This window comes from Dokdonia sp. 4H-3-7-5 (genome assembly GCF_000212355.1).
Lineage (GTDB): Bacteria > Bacteroidota > Bacteroidia > Flavobacteriales > Flavobacteriaceae > Dokdonia.
In genome coordinates this window covers 790,521-817,342 of sequence record NC_015496.1, presented here as the reverse complement: position 1 = coordinate 817,342, position 26,822 = coordinate 790,521, and the positions used below count along the sequence as shown (strand labels likewise).

Here is a 26,822-nt window from a genome sequence, read left to right as displayed (position 1 = left end):
AGTCTTTAGTTCGTATTTAAGATACATGAATAGCCTTTATTTATAAGCAAAAAGTCCCAAAACCCTTGCGGGATTTGGGACTTGATATAAGTGCACTGGGTGTTACTTTACAGCAACTCTCCAGCCATATTTATCTTCAGAACGGTTGTACTGTATGTCGTTTAAAGCTTTCTTAAACTTCATACCGTAGCTATTTTCTGGTGCGTTTAGTTTGTGATCTTCACCTTTATAAGCAAAACTTTTAAAAGGAACCACTACTGCTGCTGTACCTACACCAAAAATCTCTTTAAGGTCTCCAGCCTCAGATGCAGCAACAATTTCTTTTACAGCTACTGGGCGCACTTCTACAGTGATTCCAGCATCTTTAGCCAGTTGGATAACACTCTTACGTGTGATTCCGTCTAGGATTGTATCGTTAGTAGGTGCTGTAAGAAGTGTATCTCCTACGCGGAAAAATACATTCATTGTTCCTGCCTCTTCTAAGTATTCGTGTGTGTTTGCGTCTGTCCAGATAATTTGTTGGTATCCTTCTTCCTTAGCAAGGTTAGTAGGGTAAAACTGGGCTGCATAGTTACCTGCTGCTTTTGCAAATCCTACGCCACCGCTTGCTGCCCGGCTATATTTTTCTGCAAAAACTACACTTACTTCTCCAGAGTAGTAAGACTGTGCAGGAGCAAGTATGATTAAAAATTTATAACGATCTGCAGGTGATGCAGAAACTCCAGATTGTGTTGCTATGTTAAACGGGCGTATGTATAATGAGTTACCATCACCAGCCTTTATCCAAGCTTCGTCTAGTTTTAAAAGTTCAGTAAGTCCTTCCATAAAGATATCCTTAGGAAGTTCTGGCATAGCAAGACGGGCAGAAGATTTATTTATACGAGCCCAGTTATCTTCTGGACGGAATAAAAAGACATCTCCGTTGTCATCTTTAAAGGCTTTCATTCCTTCAAAAACGGCTTGACCGTAATGAAAAACTTTAGCACTAGGCTCCATAGGTATCGGTCCGTAAGGAACGATTTCTGGTTGTTGCCATGCACCATTTGCATATTCTATAGAGAACATATGATCAGTAAAAACGCTTCCAAAAGCAAGGTTACTAAAGTCCACATCGCCTATTTTTGAGGCGTTGCGCTTTTCGATACGAAGTGTAGAGGTTGTTTCCATAACTACAAATTTAGCGATTTACCGTCCTCAATGAATGATTTTTGCATAATTTTGCGATGTACAAACTAAAATGAACTAATTATGAAGATATTAGCAACAATATTCTTAATTGCCTTGACTATAATGAGCTGTAAGGAGCATGAAGGTGCTAATGATAACGCTTTCGCGAAAGCGGAATCTGCAAATACCACGCTACAAGATGAGTATGTGAGTTATGGAGCTGCAATTTCTTTAGAAAATTCATTAACCAAAAGCGAGGTAGCAGAAAGATATGCAGCACTTGCCGAAGGTGATACTGCAGTTGTGAAATTTGAAGCACCTATTAATGATGTTTGCGCCTCAAAAGGTTGCTGGATGCGCTTAGATATAGCAGATGAGGAACAAGTGTTTGTAAAGTTCAAAGATTACGGATTCTTTGTGCCTACGGATACTAAAGATGGAAATGCCGTTGTAGAAGGTAAAGCTTATCTAGAAGAAGTATCTGTAGATGAGTTACGTCACATGGCTGAAGATGCTGGGAAATCCAAAGAGGAGATTGCTGCAATCACAAAGCCAGAACGCGAGTTGCGTTTTATGGCAGATGGTGTGTTAATTAAAGCAGAGTAATTCCTATTTTATAAAATCATTAAAAAAGGGTAGGCGCAGGCTTACCCTTTTTTTACTAGTATTATCTAACACAAATGAAAAGAGAAATTATCACGACAGGAGACGGCTCAAAGACGATACACATTGCAGAGTGGGATGAGCAGTATCATTCTAAACACGGAGCGATACAAGAAGCGCGTCACGTATTTTTAATGACAGGACTAGAGCACTACGTGGGACAACATCGAGATCAAAAAGAAATTGCGATATTAGAAATGGGTTTTGGAACGGGACTCAATGCATTGCTCACCTATTTTGAAGGAGATAAATATCAAGTTTCTTTTAATTATTTGGGAGCAGAAGCTTATCCCGTTTCTCAAGAGGAAGCTGCAGCGATGGATTATGCCAGTCAGCTTGAGGAAGAGGATGCTACAAGCGTTTATAATGACTTACACGATGCTGCTTGGGAAAAGCAAATAGAAATAAGTGATCATTTTAAGCTGACAAAGCGCAAGCAGCGTTTTGAAGATATTACTGATAGTGAGGTTTTCGATTTAATTTATTTTGATGCCTTTGGTCCAAGAGTTCAACCTACATTATGGACCGAAGAAATCTTTGCAAAAATGTTTAATGCACTAAAACCAAATGGTGTTCTGACAACTTATTGTGCTCAAGGAGCTGCAAGGAGAGCAATGCAAGCAGTAGGCTTTCGAGTAGAGCGACTCCCAGGACCTCCAGGAAAACGCGAGATGTTGAGAGCGACTAAGCTTGTTCTCTAAGCTTTTCAAAAACTATTATAAAGAGATATCCACCTACGTACGCAAGCATATCCCACCACGAGAACGAGGTGCCTAGAATAATGCGTGCCAATTTATTATCTGCTAGGCCGGTGTAGTTTATAAAGGAAATTGCTTGTAGGCCTTCTACTATAAAAGCAAATAGTAATACCGCCAGCGCCGTAATGTTTTTGCTTTTAAAACTTCTCGGAATATTAAACAATCCCATTGTAAGCATATAGATTAACACTACAACGATACTATCACCTAGGTAGGGTCTTATGAAGTCGTCGTGTATGTAGATAGCGATGTATATTTCCGTCGCTAGTAATACTAAAAATGCGATGATGTATTTAAGTGATAAGCGCATTAGTTTTTGTGTTTTGAATGAGTGAATTGTAGTCCAAAAAAGGAAAGTATCATCGTAGCTGCGTAGCCAAATGTGACTATCCAGGTTTTACTATTTATAAATGGATGCCTTATTTGATACCATATATCGTAAGCAAGGCTCATAGGGTTTTGAATAATATCCCAGCTATTCCATCTTAAAAATCTACCTAAATAGATGCCAAAGCCACTAAGGATAAATATGCCTATGATAACATAAGTAATATATTGAGATCTCAATTTTAAAACGAGAAGCTTTTGCATGTCACTTACCGTTAAGCACATTATAAATAACGCGTACCACACAAAGGCTGTAAGCATTAGGATATCGTACCAAATAACATCTGGAGTGCTATGCTGTAAATGTTGTAGGTCACTTATTAAATAGGGAGTGTTTGGTAAAAACAGCAGCCATATCACTGCTATAGGAATCCACTTCCAGCTAGATTGCATCCATTGTTCTTTTGATATTAAAAGCAGCGAGCAAGCATAAGGTATAAAGGCAAGAAATAGGTTCCACACTAAAAAGAGAAAGAAAAATGACCCAGTCATCTTAATGCGTATTGCAAGTAAAATGAAGCATAGTAAAAGACCTCCTATGAGAATATAGAATTCTCTAAGTTTTGAGATGATAATTTTTTCCATGACTATAAAAAATTAAGAACAATTGCCCCGCATGCAAAAGCTAGCGGAATATTTAATAGCATAATGACTAGTGTCAAAAAATGCTCTGGAAGCTCATTGCGATGTATTGCAGTATTAAAGAATACCCATATAAAAACCACGAGATGTACGATTACTGTTGGGATTAGGTGTAAATAACCTGCCATACCAACTTCACTATCATTCGTAATCATATATACAAATACAAATAAGATTCCAAGACAGGCACTAAATGCTGCTAGCTTTATCGCAAATCGATTAATTGCGTGCTGCGGTGTCGGTAATTTCATAAGTTGAGGTGTTTGGATTTAGTAGGCCTAGAAGTGTTTTGGATTGCCAGGTTTCTTCAGATAAAGAAGTTTGCCATTGCTCATAGCGATGTTGAATACTTGTACGATTCACAGGTTTTTCTGGGTTTGCTTTCGCGAAAGCGTATAAAATATCTCCATTGCTACTCCCCATAGAGAGGAGATAATTGACATCTGGAGAGGCTACTTCATGCAGATTATATGTAGTAATCGCACGATCCCAACTAAAACTTGAACTCATGATAACAAGCACAAAAGCAGTACGGGTATTTGCTTTGAGCATAAATAATAGATTGAGTTTACGAGCAATTTTTACATAAGTGGTAATCATACCGGCAATACCTAGTGCGAGGTAGATAAAGACACCTATTCTTTTGTAAGTAAGCCCGAAACCACTGCTGTACATATAATTTTTATAAGCAGTAAGTAAAATAATCACGATGTTAAGCGCAATCCATACATAGGTAAAATGCCTTAGTGTTTCACTTTTTTTGTAAAAATTGAGATCACCTCTAAAGAGAATTAATATCGTAGTCACCGCAATAATAATAGAAGTGATAAGAGCACTCACACCATCGTGTACCGTGGTGGAAAGTGTTGCTGCATCGGCTAGCGGGTCATGAAGTACATACCAGATATCTGTAATTATAAACAATACTATAAGCGCATTAAGTGCTCCTAATAGAATGGTGCCTAGTAGCTGTTCTCTATGAAGGCTCGTAGCTTTAGTAGTAGATATAGGTTGTTCAGATAAGGTAGTGGAAGCATCGCGATCTATAGAAGTAATGATGTCTAGCTCTGCTTTTGAGGTTAGATTTAAAATTAAATAATATCCCATAGCCGCTGTAAGTATCCAATTAAAGTTTACGAAATCAAGATTTATAGCAGCAATCCATTCACCTAGTATAGGGTTTGCTTTACCGTAAAGCATCGCAAAAACCACTACCAGCGTAGTGACAATAGCTGTGGTAAGGATGATAAATTTATAATTGTGATTACTTTTTACCTTAGGGATGTCTTTATTAGGATTCATCTTACTGTGTAAAACACCCAAAGTAGATTGATAAATACCATTAAGCCATTGTACATAAACAGCGTTTTTAATACCAGAAATACTTCCTGCAAATACAATAAAAGCTATGATGCAAGTAGTGATAGCCAAGAGACTATTTACCGTAAATACAAATAGGGCGCTTAGTATATAAAATCCAGCAGAGAAGATAAGTGACTTATTCGACTTGGTTTCCGGACGAATGATAAGAACCGCTACTACTGCAATTATTGAAAATAATAGCATATTGAGGCCAAGGCTTTGACCGTAAAATAGAAGACTAAAAAGTATAGCGCCTAGACATCTGATTATTGAAGTTTTCATAAAGGTTTGATTTTTAAAGTATGTTGTAAATCTGCGATTGGTTCTGTGAGTAGATTTAAGTAATTGAGATTATAAAATCGATTTGCTTTTTTTCCTCTCTTGAAAGCTTTTATAAATGACTTAAAATGATCTATAAATAATGTTGAACCTACGATGAGTACAATAAAGAGGTATAGAGATCGCTTGCCGTTACCAAAGAGTAGCCATTGCATTGCAATTTCGTCAGGCACAGCAATACCAGTACTAGTGAGCACATGAAAGACGTCGTGATCTTCAAGTTGAGGCTCTGGGGTGAAGTGATGGATAAGTAAGAAGCAACCTAGATGGTACCCTAACGTCTGTGGCCTATAGGCTAGTAATTCTCTTACAGAAATATCCCAAGCAGCTTCTTTTTTAAAAAGCAATCTATACGGGATTTTACTCCATTCATATAAGCGTTCTAGTAATAAATAGCGAAGTGTCTCCATAATTATAAAGTACTTTGTATTTCAAAGTAAAATGATAAAAAAATATAGTTAGTTGTTGCCTAGTAATTTTTCAAGCGCTTCAATATGTTTTTTAAATGCATTTTTACCTGTGGTTGTAACACTATAACTCGTGTTAGGCTTGCGGCCTATAAATGATTTTTGAACAACGATATACGCCTCTTTTTCTAATGCCTTTGCGTGACTAGCAAGGTTACCATCTGTCGCTCCTAGAAGCTCTTTTAATTCTTTAAAATCTGCTTTTTCATTCACCATAAGCACGCTCATAATCCCTAGGCGGATACGATGATCAAAAGCTTTATTAATGTTGTTTATGATGGACATTCTTGTGATTTTGAATAGGCTATTTACTGTGGTGTGTAGTTTACGCTTTCGCGAAAATATTAGTTGCTTGGATTATAGTCTATTATTTTGTTAATACCTAAAATAATAAATTGATAAATTACTTCATCTTCCCTATCGAACACACTATTTTTATTAGAGTCTGACACACTCTTGAAGTACAAACGATTTAATTCTGGTATAGTTTTATAGTCTATTAAGTTGCTATTCTTTTTAGTTAATTTTCGAAAGCCAACTCCATCGCCATTACTTAAATAAAGGGAAAGTATATCGTTATTGTCTAAAGTATGATCATTATTTGTATCAGAATCTATTACCTCATAGGTGATGTGATTTTTCCCAGATAATTCCGCTACGTCTCTCAAATAATTTACTTTTTGAATTTCAATATTTTCATCAGTCAATAATGTTGTCTCTCCATTTTTAATGTTTTCAAATAATAGATTCTTCATTTGACCAAAAATCTCATCCCCTCTTTCTGTTGCAAGTTGGAAGGTGGTATAATTATCCGCTCCGTAACTGTAAGTATTTTTTTTATTATTCTCCGAATCTGCTATTTCTCCAATTGGATGAATTAAATAATCTAAACTATCAATTTTAATAGGTAAATCTCCTATTTGATACTTCAAGGTATCTTTTACTGTCTCAGAAGTATTGACTTTGTCATCTTCATCATAAACTATTGTCGGCGTATTTTCTGAACAAGAACTTATAAGAAGAAGTCCTAAAATTAGTAGTAAGTTATTTCTCATCTTTTTGTCTATCATATTTATTATACATGATTGCTCCATAGATAATATGAAATACGCCAAAGCCTAATGCCCAAAAATACAATCCGTATCCTATAAATTGAGTAGCAATAAGGCCTATAATAATATTTGCAAGTCCTAGGTATTTGATATCTCCTAGTGTGTATTTACTTGCGTTTACTAAGGCAAGGCCATAGAAGATAAGTGTTGCTGGAGCAATAAGACCTATTATACCATATTGTATAAGTACGATAGAGAAGACTCCTCCCGTAACTAATGGAATGGCAAAATTTGCAATAAGTCGTTTTGACGAACTGTCCCAGATGGACTCTTTATTTTTTGCCGCTTTTTTATAGGTCAAAATAATACCAGTGCCTATTGCGAGAAGTAATGTAACTAGAAATAGTATAATTAAGTTTCCTGCAAGCTCTGCTGTTGCAAAAATGCGTAAAATGAGATTTAAAAAATCTTCTCTACTTGAAGCAAATAATTGAATATGCCCTTGAATTAAATAATGTGCAACAACGGCAGCTATAAGAGCATACACTCCAGCAAGTATACCAGATAATCCACTTAAGGACATAAAACGGGAAGATTTGCTCATCATCGTTTTGATGCTGGCAATGTCTTCTAGATATTTTGATGACTCCATAATAAAGTACTTTGAAATTCAAAGTTAAACTTTAATTTTGATTTTACGCAAACATTATAAGTTATTTTTTTCTAAGTGTTTGTGAGATATGTGCTTAGGGTAATCTAGGTAGGTGATGAGCGAAGTTTGTATTTTAAAAGAAATTATGATTGGTGATACTGCGATACATAAGTACCTTCTTTAAGAAACAACTGCATGACTCCATAGCCCCGATTGCAATAAAAATCCCGCAATGGAGCGCTAGCGTAATGAGTAATTGTAATGTAAAGCGGGTGGTACCTCGCAAAATAAACAATGTCCCTTCTGCTCAAAAAAGGAAAGTAAAAAAGGGTAGGGAATTCTTAAAACACCGTATCCTGAGTCTCGTCTGTAAAGTACTCTAGGAATTTCATGCCACGGTAAGAGTTACCATGCTTATTGAGTTTTGGACTCCATACGGCGATAGAAAATGCGTTAGGTAAAATGGCAACCATGCCGCCACCCACGCCACTCTTCCCTGGAAGACCCACACGGAAGGCAAACTCACCAGCCTCATCATAAAAGCCGCAGGTTTGCATAATGGCATTTATGCGTTTTGCCTGAGCGGGTTTTACTACTTTCATATCTGTTTTGATCTGCTTACCTTGATTTGCAAGAAACCCAAAAGTATAAGCCAGCTGCTCGCACGTCATCTCTATAGAGCAGAGGTGAAAGTATAAATCTGTTACTTGATTACATGTGTTATGAATGTTCTCAAAGGACTTTATGAAATTTGCTAGTGCATAATTTCGATATCCCGTTGCCTGCTCTGAGGCTGCGATATCAGTTGCGTATTGTAAATCCTTAATTCCTGATACTTCTCGCACGTAATCTAATAACGCCGTTTTAGGGTCATCAAAGAGGTCACAAATGATATCACACATTACAATTGCCCCAGCATTAATAAGAGGATTTCTCGGAATCCCATTCTCACTCTCCAGTTGTACCAGCGAATTAAAAGCAGTTCCAGAAGGTTCAAAATCCATGCGATCCCAGAGCTTATCACCTATTTTTGATAGCACCAGGCTCAGGGATAATACCTTAGCAATACTTTGTATAGAAAACTTTACCGTGGCATCACCACAGGTAAACTGTTCTCCGTTTTTTGTAATGAGACAAACGCCAAATTGATCAGGATTCACTGTCGATAGCTCAGGTATATAGCTGGCAACGGCTCCTTTATTTTCCATTTTCAACACCTTTTGATAAGTGCTGTCTAGTATGTTTTGGCAATCTATCATGCGCTAGTTATTCTGCAGCGTTAGTGTTTCAACAAGTCGAACGCCTGTTGCTGTTTTTTCAAATAAAAATGAGGTACTTCCTCCTTGATAAAACGTAGGATACTTTGCGGTACGTTTACGCTTTCGCGAAAGCATTTCTATCACAAACATATCATTCTCGGTCTCAGAAACATAAAGCTGGTAGCGAGATCTTCTCTTTTCTCGCACTTTTTTGAAAGCTGGAATCTCAATAGGCTGATATAAATCACCAAAGAAATTCTCAAAATCCTTATCTGCAAAACGTGTGTCCATTCCATCTAGCCAGAAGGCATAGGCTTGGTTTGTAAAACTCACTGTTTGCTTAGAAGCTGTGATAGCTGTGGCTCCCGTCTGTTTGAACTCTGGCGTTTTTTTTAATAAAGAGATAGCCTTTTGATATGTCTCTGTAGTTTCTTGCGCTTGTAGTCCTAAGCTTAAACACAAAAGGGTAATAAATATTGATAGTCTCATTATAGTACTTTTCCTTTAATTTTTTTCCAAACACTAAGCAGTAATCCTCCAGATATAGCGCAAATACTAAGGCCGATGAATGCATTAGTAAGTTGGCCATAAATGAAGTAACCAGTAGTAAATAAAGCTCCATAAATTAATACACAACCTAGTAACATGGCGACAATTCCCATAGGGACACTCCACTTTTCTGTAGTTTTTATGATGTTTACTTGTTCTTGGTCTGCTTGAAGTATAATTTTCTTCCATCCTGGGCCTCCAGGTTGTGTTTTTTTATAGAACGCATAAAGTGTTTCTTTAGTTTCTGGTTGTGTAAGATAAGTGACAACAACCCAAATAAGCGTCGAGCTAAATACCACAAAAGGAAATTTTGCATACGCTGGTAACATTCCGCTAGCTCCAAAAAGCGTTTCTCCCAGTGAAGTAAACTCTATGAGGATAGAAATCACACCAGAGGCAAGCATGGCGCTGATCTCTGTCCACGCATTAATACGCCACCAGAACCATCTCAAAATAAAAATGAGTCCTGTACCTGCGCCAAACATTAGTATAATATCAAAGAGTTGCTTTGCATTTGTAAGCGCCAGTGCTATAGCTGCACTCACTATCATAAGTATGGCTGTGGTGATGCGACCTACAACGACTAACTGCTTTTCCGTTGCGTCAGGTTTAATTTGTTGTGCATACACGTCATTTACTACGTAAGATGCTCCCCAGTTGAGGTGCGTACTTATGGTACTCATATATGCGGCAGAGAGTGATGCGAGCACGAGACCTAATAATCCGCTAGGTAGCATCGTGAGCATTGCAGAGTAGGCTAGATCTTGGCCTAGTTTATCTTCAGATATATTTGGGAAAGCCTCTTGTATACTTGCGAGGTCTGGAAATACTACAAGTGACGCTAATGCTACTAAAATCCACGGCCATGGACGTAATGCGTAGTGCATGATGTTATAGAAAAATGTTGCTCCTATGGCGTGGTTTTCATCTTTGGCAGCAAGCATACGTTGCGCCACATATCCACCACCTCCAGGCTCAGAGCCAGGATACCAGGAACTCCACCATTGCACCGCTAGCGGTATAATGAGCAAGGTGATAAGCATCTCTGTATCGTTAAAATCTGGAAGGAGATTGATTTTATCTTTTACATTTTCATGCGAAATTAATGCCTCTAGTCCGCCTATTTTTGGCATACCTACGATGTAATATGCAGCTCCAAAAGCTCCTGCCATTGCGACGAAGAATAATATAAAATCGGTGTAAACAACTCCTTTAAATCCTCCTATGGCACTAAAAACAACCGTAATCACTCCAGCAACAACAACAGTAGTCACAGGATCAAGCCCTAGCATCACTTCGCCTATTTTTATTGCGGCAAGAGTTACACCAGCCATGGCGAGTACGTTAAATACAATCCCTAGGTAGATCGCTCTGAATCCTCGTAAAAAACGAGCAGGAGCGCCACCGTAGCGCAGTTCGTAAAACTCAATATCAGTCTTTACCTCAGACTTGCGCCATAGTTTTGCATAGACAAATACCGTAAGTAATCCAGTGACTAAAAATGCCCACCATACCCAGTTACCTGAGACGCCGTTAGTACGTACAATATCTGTAACAAGATTAGGAGTATCTGTAGAGAATGTTGTAGCCACCATAGAAAGCCCTAAAAGCCACCACGGCATATTACGACCCGATAGAAAGTACTGCGTGGTATTTTTTCCTGCGCTTTTCCCTACGTAAAAACCTACGCCTAAAATGATTACAAAAAGAGCAATAATAATGGCAACGTCTAAGCCAGATAAGTCAATCATAAAGAATCAGGTATTTTGTCTTATATTGAAGTGAGATTACTAGGCGAAAGATAAGCATTCATCACAATAGTTTTTTTGAATAGCTACAATCAATGTCACATCACAATGTCATTTTATCAAGTTAGTAATGTAGTAGGAGTTGTTTTGCTTTCGCGAAAGCGTAAAAAAAATATAGATTACAGAGAAAAAAAATAAAACAATGAACCCAGCCGAAGAATACATCCTCGCTAAACCAGAGCCTTGGTGCTCTATGCTTATGGAGTTGCAAGCAGTGATTAAGCGTACCGTTCCTGACGTAGAGGAGGGTTATAAATGGCATTTACCATTTTATAGCTTAAACGGTAAAATGTTCTGCTTTTTAAATTTCAGAAAGACTTTTGTAGATATAGGTTTTCCTAAGGGGATACTTGTACAGGGATTTGATGATGTTTTAATTGCTGGAGAAGGCCGTAAGCAATTGCGCTCGCTTAGATATCATTCACAAGAGGAGATTGATGTGCCTAAGCTAGAGCAAGTACTTAAAGCAGTGGCTAGATTAACGTAACCTATATTTTCATCTTATTAGGGTCTAAATAGCCCATTTTTAAGTGCATAAATCACCAAGCCTGTCCTGTTTTTTAAGTTGAGTTTTGAGAATACGCTATCACGATATCCTTGCACAGTTTTTGGACTCAAAAACATAACATCTGCAATCTCATTATAAGTCATCTCTGTACAGGCATGTTTTATAAATTCGATCTCTCGATCTCGCAATGCATCTTTGTTGTTGCCATTTAGGCTTTTTACAAGTAGTTGGCTCACCGTATTGGTGTGATAATAACCATTTAATGCAAGTTCGTTGAGAGCATTTTCAAGTGTCTTTTTTTCGGTGTCCTTAAGTAAATATCCTTTTGCGCCTGCGCGTATCATTTGTAAGATAGTGTGGTCATCCTCTTCAACAGAGAGTGCTAGTATGAGAATAGTAGGGTAAAGCTCCTTTACTTGTGCGGTAGCTTCTATACCATCCATAATAGGCATGTTTACATCCATTAAGATAATGTCTGGACGCTTATTTTCAAAACGAAGATTGTCCAGAAGTTCTTGCCCATTTTTACAAGTGTAGAGTACTTCAAAATTATCAAAAGAATTAACTAAGCCGCTTATTGCCTGGCTCAATAAGGTATGATCATCTACAATAACGATAGTTTTCATTGTGGTTGTGGTTTGTATGTAAGTGATAGTGTTGTGCCCTCGCCTACGTTTGATTTGTAGTCTACAAGAGCTCCTATTAGATTTGCTCTTGTCTCGATGTTAGTAAGCCCGATGCCGTTTTTTGCTCTTGCTTCTTTATAATTAAAGCCTACGCCATTATCTTTTATGGTAACATTAAGTGTGTCCATTTTATAGTTTAGGTACACATCAAGGTTAGTTGATTTGGAGTGTTTTATTGTGTTTGTAAAAAACTCTTGTAAGATTCTAAAGATGATGGTCTCTATCTTTTTATCTATAGTAATAGGGCTTCCTGTAATTTTGAGAGATGGTTTTAGATACGCCATTCTGTTAAAGCGTTCTAGTTCTAAGTTTAATGCTTCCGGTAGTGACATATTTTTGAGTGCCTCTGGATTTATGAGCTTAGAGAGCGCTCTTATTTCTGTAAGGCCTTTGCCTATAGTAGCTGCTGCCTCGTCAAGATCTTGCTGGCTGCCACCACAATTTTGGGTTTGTATTTTGGCTAGCGTAAGTAGCTGTCCTATGTTATCATGGAGCTCCCAGCTTATATTGCGTAGCGTTTCTTCACGTATTTCTATCTGCGTCTCTGCAATTTCTTTTTCAAACTTTTTCTTTGTGTGCTCCTGTTCTAAGAGTAAGGTGTTCTTACGTTTCATAAACACAGAGAAGAGCACCACTACAACAACTAGTAGCAATAGTAATATGGTAATAGCCACTAAGACTATAAACAAGGTGCCATTATCTTGATTTTGGATAAAAAGCATAGTTTGGATTGGAGTAATTATAATGAATGTTGAAGGTACTTATTTTGGTATTGATTACCCATAGGGCATTTACCCCAAAGTCAATGTGTGATGGTTTTAGAAATACGCTTTCGCGAAAGCGTACTATAAACACCTACATTTCGTAAGCACTTAATTTTTTAGGGTCTGTCCATATAAACCCAAACACTAAAATGATATTAGTTACTACGAGAGAAAATGTCTGGATTGCTCGTAAGGTGTTCAATAATTCTTTTGAATACTGAAAATCCATCTGGCCTACCATAAATGGAGCTAATGGAATAAAGGTGATACCAAATAATAAGTATCCAGCAAAAACAAAAAGTTCGAGTTGGTTTTTAAGCCTAAGAGGTGCATCGCTCTTAAGACGGTCTATGGCATAATACATAAGTAAAACGACCAATAAGATCATGGCAATATTATAGATAATACTCATATAGTGCGTGACCACAGGCACTGTAAAAGCTCTAATAATAATGGTTATGATCATCGCTGTAGATAACCATGTTACAATACGTTTTCTAGTCGTATTTTCTATATGATCATACACCATCTTATAAAACAAGATGTAGAATAAGAATGCATAAAGGTTATATGCCCAGTGATTATTGTGGTAGTAGTGTGAGTATATTTTAGCCATACTTTCTGTGATGACCGCTATCCAGAGAATATACAGTATGGTTTTTATAGGGAGGTGTTTGTACTTAGAAAAGAAGATAGTTGCCACAAGTGCCACTATAATTTCTGAGATATACATTAGAGTACTCAAGTAGGGGTTTCTTTAAGTTAGTGCTGAAAGGTAATAAATTATAAAGATGGATTTTGTAAGATTTTTACTCGTGGAGCGCTGTATTACGCTTTCGCGAAAACGTACTCAACATTAAAATTTCATATCAAAATAAGAAAAACTGTATTTACGGCAATCGCGGCTTATTATCAAACCGATAATATAACGCAATCGCACAAAATAGGGTAGCTACTAAAAACAGTAGAAACAAAATAGTCACGCAGACCAGCCATATGACAAGAACTTCCTCCTTAATCATAAGATGCGCCTTATTAAAGTTGCTGAATGTACTCCTCTATAAAAACCAAATGCAATCGTGCCATAACACGCAATTACTGCAATGAATTGAATAAGAAAAATTGCCTCATATAGAAAAACACTATCCGTAACAAGGAAGTATCTCGAAAACATTATAACGGGATATGAGATATGGAATATTAAAAAACCAATACTCACCCACAAAAAGATATCTCTGCTATATGCTGCAATTTTATTACTTCTTAATTGCTCTACTAGGTATAGCGTGAGTGCTATAATGATTAATATGGTAGATAACGTAAATGAGTACACAGGCCAGTCATTAAAAGGGTCTTGAGTAATCGCAGTAATAGTAAATGCAATAGCGCTTATTGCAATTAAAACATTTGCTATAGCGATGCGTATATGATGTGATAAATGCAATCTTGTGATTATTAATAAGCCTAAACAAACGATAACCTCGTAAAAATTATAAAGTATCTCAAATCTATAGGGTGCTAGTAGTATGTGGCAAGTAAACTCATTAATGGCGATATACCATAACAGCGGTAGCATCCATTTTAAGGGGGTTGACTTGTACTTTTTATAATATACAGTGGCAGAGATTGCGGCAGCAAACTCAAATAATAGCACTATGTATATTAGGTAGTCCACAGGGTGTACAGTATGTTGTTTTTAAGTATGACTGTTTTAGTTTTCGATTTCTATCTTATTGCCATAATAGAAGCCAAAGGCAATAGTGAGGTATGATAAAATGGCCACTGTAAACTGTATGTTATTAAGTAACCCATTAATTTTTGGATCTTCACTTATAAACTCTCTGGCTAGACTTATAACTGGATAAGCAATAAAAAAGATCAAAAAACCGAGATTGATAATTAAGAATAAATTTTTGCTCAGTAGTAGGATTTTATCAGAATTTAAGAGGTCAATAAAATAAATTAATAATGCAGTTATTACTAAGACAGTGAAAATTGTGAAATTCGATTTAGAAAATTCTTTAAATGGATTAAAGAAGAATAAACTTATTAGAAATATTGTGATACATAGGACTAGAAGAACAAGAACTATGTTTTTTCTAGCTTTTAGTCTAATTTGAGTTTTCAACATAATAAGTATCGTGCTCGAAACAATTAAATCATAGAGATTGTATAATAGGTAACCAATTTCAGATCTTGGAAATATGTATTGACATAACATCTCATTAACAGGGATATACCATAGTAACAATATCAAAAAATTGATGTCAGTATTTTTATACTTATAAAAATAAAAAGTTCCAAATAGCGCTGCTATGAACTCAGACGTAAACATCGCTATTTGAAAATTCTCGTACATAAATCACGTAGTTTATTGATAATCATCCTCATTATATGGAGGTGGCGGTGTCCATGGAGATTTATTTGATGCTAAACTCTGTACTCCATTCTGTATGGGCATTGTTAAGTCTGCTCTATTAGATTTCTCAGATGGAATCTTAATAAGCTTCCCTACAGGTACAGCTGTACTTTTATTCCCATCTGTTTTAATTGCAAAAGCGACATCATCTCTTATGTCTCCTTTCTGTCCTGCCTCCATTATAGGATTTAAAAAAACGGTTGCCCTGCCGTCATTTTTACCTTTCTTATATTGAGAAAAATAAATACGTAATCCTGAGATATCTGTTTTTGTGGATTTAGCTTGCTGCTCAATAAAAGCCAGATATGCCTTAAGACCTTTATAGTCCATAGATAATGCGCGAGTTGCCTGAACGTAACGTTCATCATCCGGCTTGATAGAGTCACCATCTTTATCAATGTTTACTGATTTTTCTATAAGCGGTACTCGTTGGTTACCGTATCTGTGGTACATATCTTCAGCTTCTTGCAATGAAATTATGGTGTTAGGAGCAGCCAGAGGTTCTTCATCGTGATCATCTGTGTGAGGTGTGCCCTTGGGGTCACCGCCGCAGCTTAGCATTAAGAATCCGCCCAATAAAAGGAAGGTTAGAAATTTACATGTTTTCATGTGTATTAGAATTTTGGTTAGTATTAATGTAAATAAAACGTTAACCAAGCTAGGGAAATACAAGTATACTATCCCTACTACTCATGAGGTAGGGGTAAATGTCCCTTTATAGGAAGTCAGTGCTAATGCTATTATTGGTAGAGCATGTTGTTGCATAAATAAAGGAAGCAATCTAGTTCTCTTCTAAGTCAGATGCTTTTTTAGAATAGATAAACCCAAAGGAGAAGATGGTATACATAAGAATTGCAATTGCTCCCATAATGTAGGAGAGGTTGTAACTCATCGTGAGATTGTTTAAGTAATAGATACGAGCCATAAGGATTACTGGTGAGGCAACGAAAAACAGTGCAAAACCTATTAAAAAATAAGTAACAGTTTCTTTAAACGGATTTATGACAGAGGCGCTTTTGAACAAATTAATTAAATAAATAAAAAGAGCTACTACTCCTAAAAGTGGGCCTATCGTTTTTGAAATAGCCCAAGGCTCATCAAAGCCTTTTATGACAAACTCAGCTATATGGGTGATGCCGATTATGAGCATCAGAAATTTAATAATTCTATTGAGATATAATGTTCTCACATATCTCAGGCAAATCCAGGTTACATAAAGTGATGTGATTAATCCGTAAATATTTGTGAGGTGATAACTAACGATACCTTTTGGTATAAGAATACTTGCTAAAGCTTCATTAATAAGGACATACCATAAATAAATGTAGAAAAACTTTATAGGTGTCTTTTTGTATTTAAAATAATAAATAGAGGCCAAAATAGCGGCAAGCAGTTCTGCAATATGTACTGCATAAATTATTGTTTTCATTATTCTGGCCTCTTATTTCTAGTGGTAATCGTTAGGATCGTTTTGAATTGGTGGTGGTGGCCATATAACATCATCACCTGCTAAACTCTGTATGACTCCATTACTTAACTTACTATCAGAAGGCTTTGGTATTTTACCATCAATCACATCTCCTACCGTGATTGGTTCTTTATTGCCGTCTACATCTGTATGAATTGCATAAGAAATATCTCCATCAATTCCTTTAAATGCAGCGACTGGATTTAGAAAAACAGTTTCTCTTCCAGGATTCCCTTTTGCAGGTTTTGTAGCGCCAAAATAGATACGAAGCCCTTTTGGAGTTACTCCAGCTTCTTTGGATTCTTTCTCGATAAAAGCCATATATGCTTTCATCTTTTCATAATCTGCAGTCACAAATCTTGTCGCTTCATAAGGTTTGTCAAGATCTTCATACAGTTTGTTTACTCCACCCTCTATAAAAGGTGCTCTGTTTTGTCCATAAGTCCTGTAAAGGCTATCTGCCTCTTCAACAGGGATAATATTATCTGGTACGTCTTCCATTGTTTAATTTGGTTGGTCCATTCTTTCCTAACAGTCCTAAGTTTATTTATCACAATCTAATGTGAAGCAATATTTAAAAAAGAAAGAACACGCATTAATAATTTGATTCTAGAAATAGTTTGGATTGTTATTTCATTACAAAATACAACTTATGATTGTAATTGATACAATATGAAATATATGGAGACGAATATGCCCTTTTTAAGTTGAACTTGAACCTGAACTTGAAGTCGAAGTTTAAGTCGAACCTAAAACTGAAATTTAAATCATTGTCATTTCGACCTTGTGGAGAAATCGCATAACGGTGAGCACACTCAAGTAATAACTACTAGTAAGCAACTTCCCTAAGCCAAATAATGAGATCTCTCCTTCCGTCGAGATGACAATAGTTGAACTTGAACTCAAGTCCCCTCCTTTGAAGGAGGGCTAGGGAGGATGTTCCACAATAGTAAGCACGCAGAAGTGAGAACAGTTGGATTTGAGAACTTGAATCTGAACTTGAAGTTGAAGAAAACAAGTCATCGTCATTTCGACCTATGGAGAAATCACATATGAGTAAGCACACCCGAGTAAGAACCCCAACATAGCAACTTCTCCAATCTAGATAACGAGATCTCTCCTTACGTCGAGATGACAATAGTTGAACTTGAACTCAAGTCCCCTCCTTCGAAGGAGGGCTAGGGAGGATGTTCCACAAGAGTAAGCGCGTAGGAGTGAGAACATTTGGATTTCTGTACTTAAATTCCCTCCTTTGAAGGAGGGCTAGGGAGGATGTTTCGCATATGAGTAAGCAGGCAAGAGTAAGCACACATAATTGAGGATGTTCCACAAAAAAAATCCAACATACCTAAGTACATTGGATTTATAATAGTTGATATATTCAAATTTTCGCGAAAGCGAAAGAAAGTATATTCTAAAACTCCGCGTGACCAGGAAAACGTGGGTAAGGTATTACGTCACGTATGTTTGTCATTCCCGTTACAAATAGCACAAGGCGCTCAAAACCAAGACCAAAACCACTGTGCGTACACGTTCCAAACTTGCGAGTGTCTAGGTACCAAGAAAGCTCTTCCTCAGAGATATCTAAGGCAGCCATTTTTTCTTTAAGAACGTCTAGACGCTCCTCACGCTGTGATCCTCCTACCATCTCACCTATTCCAGGGAAAAGTACATCCATAGCACGTACGGTCTTACCATCTTCGTTAAGACGCATGTAAAACGCCTTGATGTTTGCTGGGTAATCAAATAAGATTACTGGGCAGTTAAAGTGCTTTTCTACAAGGTAACGCTCATGCTCAGACTGTAAATCTGCTCCCCATTCATTGATCGGGTATTTGAACTTTTTCTTCTTGTTAGGCTTACTATTACGCAAGATGTCAATTGCCTCCGTATAGCTTACACGCTTAAAGTTGTTGTCTACTATAAAGTTAAGTTTCTCGCGCAGTGGCATAGGCGCACGATCTGCTTCTGGCTTACTTTTATCTTCTTGAATTAATCTGTTTTCTAGAAACTCAAGATCATCTTGACAGTTTTCTAGCGCGTAGTTAATTACATACTTGATAAAATCTTCGGCAAGATCCATGTTACCATCTAGATCACAAAAAGCCATCTCTGGTTCTACCATCCAGAACTCTGCAAGGTGACGAGAAGTGTTACTGTTTTCTGCTCTAAAGGTTGGTCCAAAGGTATAAATCTTCCCAAGTCCTAATGCATAAGTCTCTCCTTCTAGCTGTCCAGAAACCGTAAGGTTCGTTTCTTTACCAAAGAAGTCTTTGCTGTAATCAATCTTTCCATCTTCTGTGCGCGGCGGATTTTCTGGATCCAGTGCGCTTACGCGAAACATCTCACCAGCTCCCTCTGCATCACTACCGGTAATGATAGGCGTATGTGCATGGAAGTAGCCATTTTTATTAAAATACTCGTGTATGGCAAACGATAACTTTGAGCGTAAACGCATTACAGCGCCAAAGGTATTAGTGCGAACTCTTAAGTGTGCCTGCTCACGTAGTTTCTCTAGTGTGTGACGCTTAGGAGAGAGTATCGTGTTTTTTAATTCTTGAGGATCTGCATCTCCCTCAATCTGGATATCTTTTACTTTTATTTCTATACGTTGCCCTCCACCTTGACTTTCTTCTAAGGTTCCTTTGATGGCAACGGCAGCACCTGTCGTGATACGCTTTAAAAGTGCTTCGTCTGTATTTTCAAAATCGACTACACACTGAAGGTTATTAATAGTAGAACCATCATTAAGTGCGATAAACTGGTTTCCGCGGAAGGATCTTACCCATCCTTTTACAGTAAATTCTTGATGAATTTTGTCACTTTCGAGTAGCGCTATAATAGGCGTATGTGTCATTGTATCTTATTTAAATGAATTCTCTAGATAGAGGGCAAATATAAAAGATTTTTGTGGTAGGGTAAGGGGTAAATGGACTGAAATATACGCTAAGGCGCATTACTCTTTATTGAGATTTGGAGCAGTACTCAAGTTGAGGTGTAAAAAAGGTTTTTACGCTTTCGCGAAAGCGTACCCTTAAGGGTTTAAAAACTGCCCTTTCCATGTTCCATCTTCAAGTGTAAAACTCGCTCTAATATGGTTAGGTCTCTTAAGCTGAAGAAACTCTAAATGTGTAGGTGCAATCTCAATAATAGTAAAGTAGTGGGTGTTCTCAAGGTAGTCTACTGCATCTGGGTTTGAAATCTCTGCGCCAGGAGCATCAGTAGTAGTGTAATCTTTTTTTGATGAAGGCTGCACGCCGCTGTAGTAGCGTTGCAACTCTACGGGATCTGTAATGATAGACGCGTTTCCTGTAACTTTAATCTGCAGCAACTTTTTAGGATGGTAGAAGAGCAAGCTAGTGACATCATTCTGTAGTAACTGAGCTACTTTATTGGATCTACTGTCAGTATAAATTCTCAGTTTAAAATCGTCTGTAACTTGTCTTAGTATAACTGTTCTAAGCGCAGGAACTCCAGAAGCATCTACCGTTCCCATAGTGGTGTACCTAAACGGGTGTCCCTTTTTGTTGACGCCAAGTTGTAACTCGTCTTGTGCTTCCTTAAAATACTGATCTGTCATACCTTTTTGTATAAAGATACAAAGGGAATATCTAGTTACTCAAGCTCTTTGTCAGCAGTTTCTTCATCACCCTCACGTTCTACAATTTGTAGTGCAGGTTCTTTAAAGGTGTCCTTGTTTGCAATCTCTTTTTCTAGGGATAACAACAGTGACGGTAATAGTAAAAGGTTAGCTAGCATTGCAAATAATAGAGTAGCACTTACAAGACCACCTAGTGCTACAGTTCCCCCAAAGCTACTAATCATGAACACAGAGAAGCCAAAGAATAATACAATTGAGGTGTAAAACATACTTACACCTGTCTCACGTAGCGAACCGTAAACAGATTTTTTGATCTTCCATTTGTTAGCTTTGAGCTCTTGACGGTATTTGGCCAGAAAGTGAATCGTATCATCTACAGAAATACCAAAGGCAATACTAAAAACAAGTATTGTAGATGGCTTGATAGGGATGCCTATAAAGCCCATCATGCCCGCCGTAACTAGCAGTGGTAATAAGTTGGGAATGAGAGACACTATAATCATACGTAGCGACTTAAACATCCACGCCATAAATAATGCGATGAGTAAGATGGCAAGTGATAGACTTATCACAAGGTTCATTACTAGGTAATCTGTTCCTTTCTGAAAAACGAGTGCAGTACCTGTCATGGTAACCTCATATCGTTCTTCTGGAAAGAGCTTGTCTATTTTTAATTGGATATTTTCTTCAGCGCGCTCCATTTTATCAGTACCTACATCTTTCATGAAGGTAGTAATTCTAGCATATTGACCCGTACTATCTACGTAGGCTCCCATGAGATTTTGATCATTGTCAAAACTCTTTGCATACGGCAGTATAAAATTGCGCTCGTTACTTGTAGGTAGTTGGTAATATTTAGGATTCCCATTAAAGTATGCTTGCTTTGCATACTTCACAAGGTTTACAATAGATATAGGAGCAGAGAGTTCTGGTTGCTCCTCTATGGTAGCGCTTAGCTCTTCCATGCGTTTAAGCGTGGCAAGCTTCATGACTCCTTGTTTTTTCTTGGTGTCAATCAGAATTTCTAATGGCATGATCCCATCAAATTCTTCCTCAAAAAACTTTATATCCTTATAGAAATCAGCTTTTTTAGGCATGTCTTCTATAAGCGAACCAGAAATACGTATTTGATATATACCTACAATACTCAGTGCAAGTAATAATACACTTGATCCATAAATTGCAGTACGTCTTGTACGTACCATGCGCTCCATCCAGTTTACAAACCCTTCTATCCAAGTTTTACCTAGGTGTTTAAGGTGCTTCTCCTTAGGAGGAGACATGTAACTGTAAATGATAGGAATGATAAGTAAGCTAAGTAAAAATATAGCGATGATATTAATACTCGCGACAACACCAAACTCGCTTAGTAGCGAACTCTCAGTAAGAATAAAAGTAGCAAATCCAGATGCCGTGGTAATGTTAGTCATCAAGGTCGCATTACCTACTTTGGTAATTACACGTTGTAATGCTTTCACTTGGTTACCGTGATTTTTATATTCTTGCTGGTATTTATTAATCAAGAAAATACAGTTAGGAATCCCAATCACAATAATAAGCGGCGGGATAATAGCTGTAAGTACTGTGATCTCATATCCTAGTAATCCTAGAAACCCAAAAGCCCACATCACACCTATTATTACCGTAATCATGGAGATAAAGGTTGCTCTGTATGATCTAAAGAAAAAGAAGAATATAAAAGAAGTAACTAGCAATGCTGCACCTACAAATATGCCTATCTCATCAATAATATTTTGAGCATTGAGCGTTCGTATGTATGGCATCCCACTGGTGCGCACATCGATATCGTAGTCTTTTTCAAAAGTCGCGATAGCGGGCATAAGATCATTTACTACAAAGTCTAAACGCGCTGGGGTGTTGATTAAATCTTTCTTAAGATACACTGCAGAGCGCACCGTACCTGTCTCTTTGTTGTAAATCAGATTTTCATAAAATGGTAAATCATCAAAGAGTAATTTTCTATAACTAGCAGCACTTTCGGCAGTGAGCGTGCTGTCTGTCATGAAGGGAACAAGATCAAATCGCTGCGGATTTTCTTGTTTATCTAATATCTTGAGATCTTTAAGAGAAAGGGATAATGCAACAGCGTCTGCCTTTGCAATCTTTGCAGATAAGTCATTCCAAGCAGTGAGGACTTCAGGAGTAAATAGACGTTCGTCTTGTATTCCTAACACGATGAGGTTTCCCTCTTCACCAAATTTATCTTTAAAATTCTGGTATTCTAGATTTACTTCATGGTCGTCAGGAAGTAAGTTTGCCTCTGTATAGGTAAAGCGCATATTGCGCCATTGGAAACCTAAGAAAATGGTGAAACCCACAATAAGAATGAGAATCAAAGGACGATTGCGTAGTATTAAACTCGCTACAGACTCCCAAAAACCTTTACTCAGAAATTTTGCCATTGACTTGTTTTAGCACCGCAAAGATATTCTTTTGGATGCAGATATGCGGGCAAATTGAAAAAGGCTTGTAGGTGGTAGGGGTTACGCTTTCGCGAAAGCGTAAAAAATTAACCTAGGTTCAGTAGATTGAATAAGGTTACGATGGGTTTACTACAGTTTGAGATTGAATGTAAACTTAAACGCAATGTTATCTCCCCAGTTAGGTAAATGGTAAGCTCCGTAACGGTAGGTGAGACTCGTTCCAAAACCAAAAAGCAGCTTGTTGAGTTCAAAACCAGTTTCTGTATAACCTTTACTAAGCGAACCAAACTCTCCAATGTCGAGATGATCTTCTGGGTTACTTATATCTCCTATGGCAAATCGGCTTATAAAAACCAATTCTGGTTTAAAGCTCTTAGAGATATTAAATGGCGCCAGTCTATGTTTTACCTGAGCAGTAAGCAGCTTGTCTGAAAAGAATTCACCAAAAAACATAGTCTCAAAACTATTAACCCCAGCCACCGAAAAACGCTGAAGTATCGTTTCCTTAGTAGGAGCATTAGGAAATGCGTGGAATAGGTGGGTGATAGGTAAATCTCCAAAACCAACATTTCCTTCTACCAGAAACTCCGTAGCAGATTTGTTGAGTCTGTCTACTCTGTAAAATACTTTGGCGGCAAGTTTTGTAAATGCAAGATCCCCTCCTAGACCATCAATAGCTTGAGATACCTGACCAGAAATTATAGGGTAGCCCTCATAAACAGGGACAATATCATTTTCTGTTTTTAAATATTTATTAGATGGACTCCAGCGGAAAGAGGCTGTTGCTTCAGAAATATCATAATTACGTATGATGTTCCCATCGTTATTATAGCGATAAGGTGTTGTCTGATCTAGTCTTCTATGAGCAATTTGCAACTCAGAAAGCAATTGTGGTGTTAATCTGTATTCTAGATTTAAACGGGTAGTGCGGTGTTTATAAAACTGGGTGATGTTTACTAGGCGTGGTTCAAAGAGGGAATACACACGGCGATCTGTTAAGTATGCATAATTACCTACTTCTTCTAGGTCACTGTTGTACGTTCCAGAAATCCATGCTCCCTTGTCTGGATCGAGAAGATAACCAGCACCTATACCATACTTGATATCTTGGTCTTTAAATCCATAAGCAGCATAGCCTTCTATGCGGAAACGCTTAGAGAAAGACTCATTAGTCACTCCGCCAAGTCCAAGTCTCAAACCCTCATAATTATTGAATTTTACAGGATAGGTAAGGTCAAAATCAAAGGCGTCAAAGCTAAAATAACCAATACTAAAATTATTAGTAGTCCCTAATCGACGTTCTATGTTTTCGGCATTTACAATGCGCTCTAGTTCTGAGAAACTGCGTTCATCTTTGCTAGATAACGGTGTCGTGCGATAGTTTTGCCAGAACGATTCTGGTTGCTCGCTTGCACCTTCCTTAAAAGTAATCGCATACTTAGAATCTGGAATGGTAACCTCCTTGTTCACATTGTAATTACTCATTCTTGTAGTAGCTACAAGAAACTTACGAGTGACCATATCTTCCAGCACTTCGTTTTCTATAGTACCTATAGAGATACGCCCTTTAAAGAAAGAAAGCTTGCGATCTTCACTTCCTTTATCAAGAAATAATTCTCGCTGTTTCGGTAAATAAATGTTTGCGTCTTCTATGTAGGTGTACTCTTGATTAAGAATAATGTTAAGCTTATCTGTAATACGCACTTGCACGCCTTTTATAGCGAGTGTGTTTTTATCTAAGGTCATTGTCCCAGTAAGCCCAGGAATTTTCTTAGGTTTTTTAGGGCTAAAACTTACTTGGTAATCACCATTTACAGCGCTAGAAGTAACACTGTAATTATAATTGCGCATTCCTCTTGTTGAGAGAATTCCCGCATATCGATTATTGAAAATTACAAAGTCATCATCATAAAATGATCTTGATTGTACGTTTACAGCAAACACCTCGTATCGCGGATTCTTAAAACCAGCAAGCTGATATCCAATAATATTCTCCGAAAACTGTTGATCCCCTGTAAATTGAAGTTGGCTTACTTTTTCAGAAAAGAAGTTATGCGTACTTCCATTAAGGCTGTCTGTAATTACCGTTTTCTCATAAACGTCATATGTATAAGAAGCGAGTACCTCTCTCGGGTCGTTCTTAACTTTATTTTCAATTGCTTGATTGATAATGCGCTGCACGTCTGGCTCATTCTGAGCTATCGCAGTAAAACTTAAGCATAAGAGATAGACAATTATAAACTGACGCATAGAGTAGGTTGAAAGGTAAATGTATCAAAAAAGCGACCATGAGGTCGCTTTTTTATAATTGTTTAACGTCTGTACTATTATACAGTCATGATCTCAGCTTCTTTCTTGCTAAGAACGTCTTCTATTTTCTTGATATGAATATCAGTAAGCTTCTGGATATCTACTTCTGCATTTGCCTTTTCATCATCAGATGCGTCATCTACTTTTTTGATATCATTATTTGCGTTTTTGCGATCATTACGCACACCTACTTTTGAGTCTTCTGCCTCTGCACGCGCTTGTTTTACAAGATCTTTACGTCTTTCCTCTGTAAGTGGCGGTACATTAATGATAATGTTTTCCCCGTTATTCATTGGGTTAAAGCCTAGGTTTGCATTTATAATAGCCTTTTCAATCTCTTGCATAAGGCTTTTTTCCCATGGTTGTACAGTAATCGTACGACCATCTGGAGTGTTTACATTTGCCACTTGACTCAAAGGAGTAGGGCTTCCGTAATAGTTAACCATTAAACCTTGTAGCATTGCCGGGCTTGCTTTTCCAGCACGTATAGTAAGTAATCGTTTTGCTAAGTGTACAATGGCATCGTCCATTGCTTCTTTGGCAGTATCTATTATAAATTTTAAATCTTCGTTCATGGTAATATAATTATGATAGCAAGTTTACAAAAATTGAGCCAATTCTCTTGGTATTAGTTTACGGTAGTACCTATAGCGTCACCAGAGACCACTTTCATCAAGTTGCCACGAGTATTCATATCAAAAACAATAATAGGTAACTCATTTTCTTGACTTAATGTAAAAGCCGTAGTGTCCATCACCTTTAATCCTTTGCGTAGCACATCGTCAAAAGAGATATGATCATACTTAATAGCATCTGTATTTTTCTCAGGATCCGAGTTGTAAATACCATCTACTCTCGTTCCTTTTAAAATAACATCTGCCTCTATCTCGATTGCTCTCAATACCGCAGCAGAGTCTGTAGTAAAGTAAGGATTACCTGTACCTCCACCAAAGATAACCACACGTCCTTTATTGAGATGTGCCATTGCTTTACGACGTATAAAAGGCTCAGCCACTTCATTAATTTTAATAGCTGTTTGCAATCTTGTTTTTACGTTTGCTTGTTCTAGTGCGTCTTGAAGTGCAAGACCGTTTATTACAGTGGCAAGCATTCCCATGTGATCACTTTGTACGCGATCCATTCCTTTGCTAGCTCCCGCTACACCTCTAAATATATTTCCGCCACCTATAACAATAGCAACTTCAACACCTTTTTCTGTTACTGCTTTAATGTCTTCTGCATATTCTGCAAGACGGTTAGGATCTATTCCGTACTGGCGATCTCCCATTAAGGCCTCACCAGAAAGTTTAAGTAATATTCTTTTATATTTCATAGTCTGTGTAGTTATGCAAATATACTATTTAAACAGAATGATTTAAAAATGTGTGGCAATGGTTTTCACGCTTTCGCGAAAGCGGACTTTTATAAAACAGAGATCTTCTTAAGGTCAATTAACTTGATAAAGACCGAATGTTCAATGTATTTATGGGATTTTAGAGGGGTTTTAAGGCACTGGT

At 37.4% G+C, this 26,822-nt stretch carries 29 protein-coding genes; 3 read left to right on the top strand and 26 right to left on the bottom strand.

Going from position 1 to position 26,822, the window contains the following annotated elements:
• Nucleotides 1-102: 102 nt before the first annotated feature.
• Nucleotides 103-1,167 (bottom strand): branched-chain amino acid aminotransferase, encoded by a 1,065-nt coding sequence (locus KRODI_RS03605; RefSeq protein WP_013750212.1) that lies wholly within the window; start codon nt 1,165-1,167, stop codon nt 103-105.
• Between the two features lie 81 nt (nt 1,168-1,248).
• On the opposite strand from KRODI_RS03605, the gene KRODI_RS03600 reads away from it, so the two are divergent.
• Nucleotides 1,249-1,773, top strand: a complete 525-nt coding sequence (locus tag KRODI_RS03600; protein ID WP_013750211.1) for a DUF4920 domain-containing protein — start codon at nt 1,249-1,251, stop codon at nt 1,771-1,773.
• Nucleotides 1,774-1,847: 74 nt separating this feature from the next.
• On the top strand, nt 1,848-2,531 hold the full coding sequence (mnmD, locus tag KRODI_RS03595; RefSeq protein WP_013750210.1) for a tRNA (5-methylaminomethyl-2-thiouridine)(34)-methyltransferase MnmD: 684 nt from the start codon (nt 1,848-1,850) through the stop codon (nt 2,529-2,531).
• On the opposite strand, the gene KRODI_RS03590 is transcribed toward mnmD, so the two are convergent.
• The 11 genes from KRODI_RS03590 to KRODI_RS03540 form a co-directional block, all read right to left on the bottom strand.
• Nucleotides 2,515-2,898, bottom strand: coding sequence for a DUF2809 domain-containing protein (locus KRODI_RS03590; RefSeq protein ID WP_013750209.1), 384 nt, complete (start codon nt 2,896-2,898; stop codon nt 2,515-2,517). The two genes, mnmD and KRODI_RS03590, sit on opposite strands and share 17 nt — an antisense overlap.
• Entirely contained in the window at nt 2,898-3,560 is a 663-nt protein-coding gene (locus KRODI_RS03585; protein ID WP_013750208.1) for a DUF1361 domain-containing protein, read from the bottom strand. Before KRODI_RS03585 ends, KRODI_RS03590 begins: the two co-directional genes overlap by 1 nt.
• Before the next feature lie 2 nt (nt 3,561-3,562).
• Nucleotides 3,563-3,868, bottom strand: coding sequence for a hypothetical protein (locus tag KRODI_RS03580; RefSeq protein WP_013750207.1), 306 nt, complete (start codon nt 3,866-3,868; stop codon nt 3,563-3,565).
• On the bottom strand, nt 3,837-5,261 hold the full coding sequence (locus KRODI_RS03575) for a DUF4173 domain-containing protein (RefSeq protein ID WP_013750206.1): 1,425 nt from the start codon (nt 5,259-5,261) through the stop codon (nt 3,837-3,839). Before KRODI_RS03575 ends, KRODI_RS03580 begins: the two co-directional genes overlap by 32 nt.
• Complete coding sequence (locus KRODI_RS03570; RefSeq protein ID WP_013750205.1) at nt 5,258-5,728, bottom strand: Coq4 family protein; 471 nt, start codon at nt 5,726-5,728, stop codon at nt 5,258-5,260. Before KRODI_RS03570 ends, KRODI_RS03575 begins: the two co-directional genes overlap by 4 nt.
• Nucleotides 5,729-5,776: 48 nt before the next feature.
• The gene (locus tag KRODI_RS03565; protein ID WP_013750204.1) at nt 5,777-6,070 is read right to left on the bottom strand and encodes a winged helix-turn-helix domain-containing protein; all 294 of its coding nucleotides are present in this window, start codon (nt 6,068-6,070) and stop codon (nt 5,777-5,779) included.
• 59 nt (nt 6,071-6,129) lie between these two features.
• Complete coding sequence (locus KRODI_RS03560; protein WP_013750203.1) at nt 6,130-6,855, bottom strand: hypothetical protein; 726 nt, start codon at nt 6,853-6,855, stop codon at nt 6,130-6,132.
• Nucleotides 6,830-7,489, bottom strand: a complete 660-nt coding sequence (locus KRODI_RS03555) for a hypothetical protein (RefSeq protein ID WP_013750202.1) — start codon at nt 7,487-7,489, stop codon at nt 6,830-6,832. Before KRODI_RS03555 ends, KRODI_RS03560 begins: the two co-directional genes overlap by 26 nt.
• A 341-nt stretch (nt 7,490-7,830) precedes the next feature.
• Nucleotides 7,831-8,748: a glutaminase gene (locus tag KRODI_RS03550; protein WP_013750201.1), complete on the bottom strand. Its 918-nt coding sequence runs from the start codon at nt 8,746-8,748 to the stop codon at nt 7,831-7,833.
• Nucleotides 8,749-8,751: 3 nt separating this feature from the next.
• Complete coding sequence (locus KRODI_RS03545) at nt 8,752-9,237, bottom strand: hypothetical protein (RefSeq protein ID WP_013750200.1); 486 nt, start codon at nt 9,235-9,237, stop codon at nt 8,752-8,754.
• Entirely contained in the window at nt 9,237-11,048 is a 1,812-nt protein-coding gene (locus tag KRODI_RS03540) for a sodium:solute symporter family protein (RefSeq protein WP_013750199.1), read from the bottom strand. Before KRODI_RS03540 ends, KRODI_RS03545 begins: the two co-directional genes overlap by 1 nt.
• A 199-nt stretch (nt 11,049-11,247) precedes the next feature.
• On the opposite strand from KRODI_RS03540, the gene KRODI_RS03535 reads away from it, so the two are divergent.
• Nucleotides 11,248-11,592 carry a DUF1801 domain-containing protein gene (locus KRODI_RS03535; protein ID WP_013750198.1) on the top strand — a complete coding sequence of 115 codons (345 nt, stop codon included), beginning with the start codon at nt 11,248-11,250 and terminating at the stop codon, nt 11,590-11,592.
• A gap of 17 nt (nt 11,593-11,609) precedes the next feature.
• On the opposite strand, the gene KRODI_RS03530 is transcribed toward KRODI_RS03535, so the two are convergent.
• From KRODI_RS03530 to pyrH, 14 genes are all read right to left on the bottom strand, one after another.
• On the bottom strand, nt 11,610-12,239 hold the full coding sequence (locus tag KRODI_RS03530) for a response regulator transcription factor (protein WP_013750197.1): 630 nt from the start codon (nt 12,237-12,239) through the stop codon (nt 11,610-11,612).
• The gene (locus KRODI_RS03525; RefSeq protein ID WP_013750196.1) at nt 12,236-13,021 is read right to left on the bottom strand and encodes a sensor histidine kinase; all 786 of its coding nucleotides are present in this window, start codon (nt 13,019-13,021) and stop codon (nt 12,236-12,238) included. The genes KRODI_RS03530 and KRODI_RS03525 overlap by 4 nt, the downstream gene beginning before the upstream one ends.
• Nucleotides 13,022-13,154: 133 nt before the next feature.
• A complete protein-coding gene (locus KRODI_RS03520) occupies nt 13,155-13,808 on the bottom strand; it encodes a hypothetical protein (protein ID WP_144783008.1) in 654 nt (217 codons plus the stop codon).
• A 273-nt stretch (nt 13,809-14,081) separates the two neighbouring features.
• Nucleotides 14,082-14,738: a hypothetical protein gene (locus KRODI_RS03515; protein WP_013750194.1), complete on the bottom strand. Its 657-nt coding sequence runs from the start codon at nt 14,736-14,738 to the stop codon at nt 14,082-14,084.
• 36 nt (nt 14,739-14,774) lie between these two features.
• The gene (locus KRODI_RS15565; RefSeq protein WP_158306998.1) at nt 14,775-14,945 is read right to left on the bottom strand and encodes a hypothetical protein; all 171 of its coding nucleotides are present in this window, start codon (nt 14,943-14,945) and stop codon (nt 14,775-14,777) included.
• Nucleotides 14,946-15,434: 489 nt separating this feature from the next.
• Nucleotides 15,435-16,091 carry a hypothetical protein gene (locus KRODI_RS03505; RefSeq protein ID WP_013750192.1) on the bottom strand — a complete coding sequence of 219 codons (657 nt, stop codon included), beginning with the start codon at nt 16,089-16,091 and terminating at the stop codon, nt 15,435-15,437.
• Nucleotides 16,092-16,263: 172 nt separating this feature from the next.
• The gene (locus KRODI_RS03500) at nt 16,264-16,911 is read right to left on the bottom strand and encodes a hypothetical protein (RefSeq protein WP_013750191.1); all 648 of its coding nucleotides are present in this window, start codon (nt 16,909-16,911) and stop codon (nt 16,264-16,266) included.
• Between the two features lie 18 nt (nt 16,912-16,929).
• Nucleotides 16,930-17,451: a hypothetical protein gene (locus tag KRODI_RS03495; RefSeq protein WP_013750190.1), complete on the bottom strand. Its 522-nt coding sequence runs from the start codon at nt 17,449-17,451 to the stop codon at nt 16,930-16,932.
• Between the two features lie 913 nt (nt 17,452-18,364).
• Nucleotides 18,365-19,807: an asparagine--tRNA ligase gene (gene asnS, locus KRODI_RS03490; protein WP_013750189.1), complete on the bottom strand. Its 1,443-nt coding sequence runs from the start codon at nt 19,805-19,807 to the stop codon at nt 18,365-18,367.
• Nucleotides 19,808-19,984: 177 nt separating this feature from the next.
• Nucleotides 19,985-20,530, bottom strand: a complete 546-nt coding sequence (locus KRODI_RS03485) for a pyridoxamine 5'-phosphate oxidase family protein (RefSeq protein ID WP_013750188.1) — start codon at nt 20,528-20,530, stop codon at nt 19,985-19,987.
• Between the two features lie 35 nt (nt 20,531-20,565).
• Nucleotides 20,566-22,974 (bottom strand): efflux RND transporter permease subunit, encoded by a 2,409-nt coding sequence (locus tag KRODI_RS03480; RefSeq protein ID WP_013750187.1) that lies wholly within the window; start codon nt 22,972-22,974, stop codon nt 20,566-20,568.
• A gap of 150 nt (nt 22,975-23,124) precedes the next feature.
• The gene (locus tag KRODI_RS03475; protein WP_013750186.1) at nt 23,125-25,245 is read right to left on the bottom strand and encodes a DUF5686 family protein; all 2,121 of its coding nucleotides are present in this window, start codon (nt 25,243-25,245) and stop codon (nt 23,125-23,127) included.
• 77 nt (nt 25,246-25,322) lie between these two features.
• Nucleotides 25,323-25,880 (bottom strand): ribosome recycling factor, encoded by a 558-nt coding sequence (gene frr, locus KRODI_RS03470; RefSeq protein WP_013750185.1) that lies wholly within the window; start codon nt 25,878-25,880, stop codon nt 25,323-25,325.
• A 53-nt stretch (nt 25,881-25,933) separates the two neighbouring features.
• Nucleotides 25,934-26,638, bottom strand: coding sequence for a UMP kinase (gene pyrH, locus KRODI_RS03465; RefSeq protein ID WP_013750184.1), 705 nt, complete (start codon nt 26,636-26,638; stop codon nt 25,934-25,936).
• Between the last annotated feature and the right edge of the window lie 184 nt (nt 26,639-26,822).

What these genes read in the sequence shown, in the direction of transcription:
- KRODI_RS03605 (WP_013750212.1), bottom strand. Translation starts at nt 1,167, where the DNA reads ATGGAAACAACCTCTACACTTCGTATCGAAAAGCGCAACGCCTCAAAA.
- KRODI_RS03600 (WP_013750211.1), top strand. Translation starts at nt 1,249, where the DNA reads ATGAAGATATTAGCAACAATATTCTTAATTGCCTTGACTATAATGAGC.
- mnmD (WP_013750210.1), top strand. Translation starts at nt 1,848, where the DNA reads ATGAAAAGAGAAATTATCACGACAGGAGACGGCTCAAAGACGATACAC.
- KRODI_RS03590 (WP_013750209.1), bottom strand. Translation starts at nt 2,898, where the DNA reads ATGCGCTTATCACTTAAATACATCATCGCATTTTTAGTATTACTAGCG.
- KRODI_RS03585 (WP_013750208.1), bottom strand. Translation starts at nt 3,560, where the DNA reads ATGGAAAAAATTATCATCTCAAAACTTAGAGAATTCTATATTCTCATA.
- KRODI_RS03580 (WP_013750207.1), bottom strand. Translation starts at nt 3,868, where the DNA reads ATGAAATTACCGACACCGCAGCACGCAATTAATCGATTTGCGATAAAG.
- KRODI_RS03575 (WP_013750206.1), bottom strand. Translation starts at nt 5,261, where the DNA reads ATGAAAACTTCAATAATCAGATGTCTAGGCGCTATACTTTTTAGTCTT.
- KRODI_RS03570 (WP_013750205.1), bottom strand. Translation starts at nt 5,728, where the DNA reads ATGGAGACACTTCGCTATTTATTACTAGAACGCTTATATGAATGGAGT.
- KRODI_RS03565 (WP_013750204.1), bottom strand. Translation starts at nt 6,070, where the DNA reads ATGTCCATCATAAACAACATTAATAAAGCTTTTGATCATCGTATCCGC.
- KRODI_RS03560 (WP_013750203.1), bottom strand. Translation starts at nt 6,855, where the DNA reads ATGATAGACAAAAAGATGAGAAATAACTTACTACTAATTTTAGGACTT.
- KRODI_RS03555 (WP_013750202.1), bottom strand. Translation starts at nt 7,489, where the DNA reads ATGGAGTCATCAAAATATCTAGAAGACATTGCCAGCATCAAAACGATG.
- KRODI_RS03550 (WP_013750201.1), bottom strand. Translation starts at nt 8,748, where the DNA reads ATGATAGATTGCCAAAACATACTAGACAGCACTTATCAAAAGGTGTTG.
- KRODI_RS03545 (WP_013750200.1), bottom strand. Translation starts at nt 9,237, where the DNA reads ATGAGACTATCAATATTTATTACCCTTTTGTGTTTAAGCTTAGGACTA.
- KRODI_RS03540 (WP_013750199.1), bottom strand. Translation starts at nt 11,048, where the DNA reads ATGATTGACTTATCTGGCTTAGACGTTGCCATTATTATTGCTCTTTTT.
- KRODI_RS03535 (WP_013750198.1), top strand. Translation starts at nt 11,248, where the DNA reads ATGAACCCAGCCGAAGAATACATCCTCGCTAAACCAGAGCCTTGGTGC.
- KRODI_RS03530 (WP_013750197.1), bottom strand. Translation starts at nt 12,239, where the DNA reads ATGAAAACTATCGTTATTGTAGATGATCATACCTTATTGAGCCAGGCA.
- KRODI_RS03525 (WP_013750196.1), bottom strand. Translation starts at nt 13,021, where the DNA reads ATGCTTTTTATCCAAAATCAAGATAATGGCACCTTGTTTATAGTCTTA.
- KRODI_RS03505 (WP_013750192.1), bottom strand. Translation starts at nt 16,091, where the DNA reads ATGAAAACATGTAAATTTCTAACCTTCCTTTTATTGGGCGGATTCTTA.
- KRODI_RS03500 (WP_013750191.1), bottom strand. Translation starts at nt 16,911, where the DNA reads ATGAAAACAATAATTTATGCAGTACATATTGCAGAACTGCTTGCCGCT.
- KRODI_RS03495 (WP_013750190.1), bottom strand. Translation starts at nt 17,451, where the DNA reads ATGGAAGACGTACCAGATAATATTATCCCTGTTGAAGAGGCAGATAGC.
- asnS (WP_013750189.1), bottom strand. Translation starts at nt 19,807, where the DNA reads ATGACACATACGCCTATTATAGCGCTACTCGAAAGTGACAAAATTCAT.
- KRODI_RS03485 (WP_013750188.1), bottom strand. Translation starts at nt 20,530, where the DNA reads ATGACAGATCAGTATTTTAAGGAAGCACAAGACGAGTTACAACTTGGC.
- KRODI_RS03480 (WP_013750187.1), bottom strand. Translation starts at nt 22,974, where the DNA reads ATGGCAAAATTTCTGAGTAAAGGTTTTTGGGAGTCTGTAGCGAGTTTA.
- KRODI_RS03475 (WP_013750186.1), bottom strand. Translation starts at nt 25,245, where the DNA reads ATGCGTCAGTTTATAATTGTCTATCTCTTATGCTTAAGTTTTACTGCG.
- frr (WP_013750185.1), bottom strand. Translation starts at nt 25,880, where the DNA reads ATGAACGAAGATTTAAAATTTATAATAGATACTGCCAAAGAAGCAATG.
- pyrH (WP_013750184.1), bottom strand. Translation starts at nt 26,638, where the DNA reads ATGAAATATAAAAGAATATTACTTAAACTTTCTGGTGAGGCCTTAATG.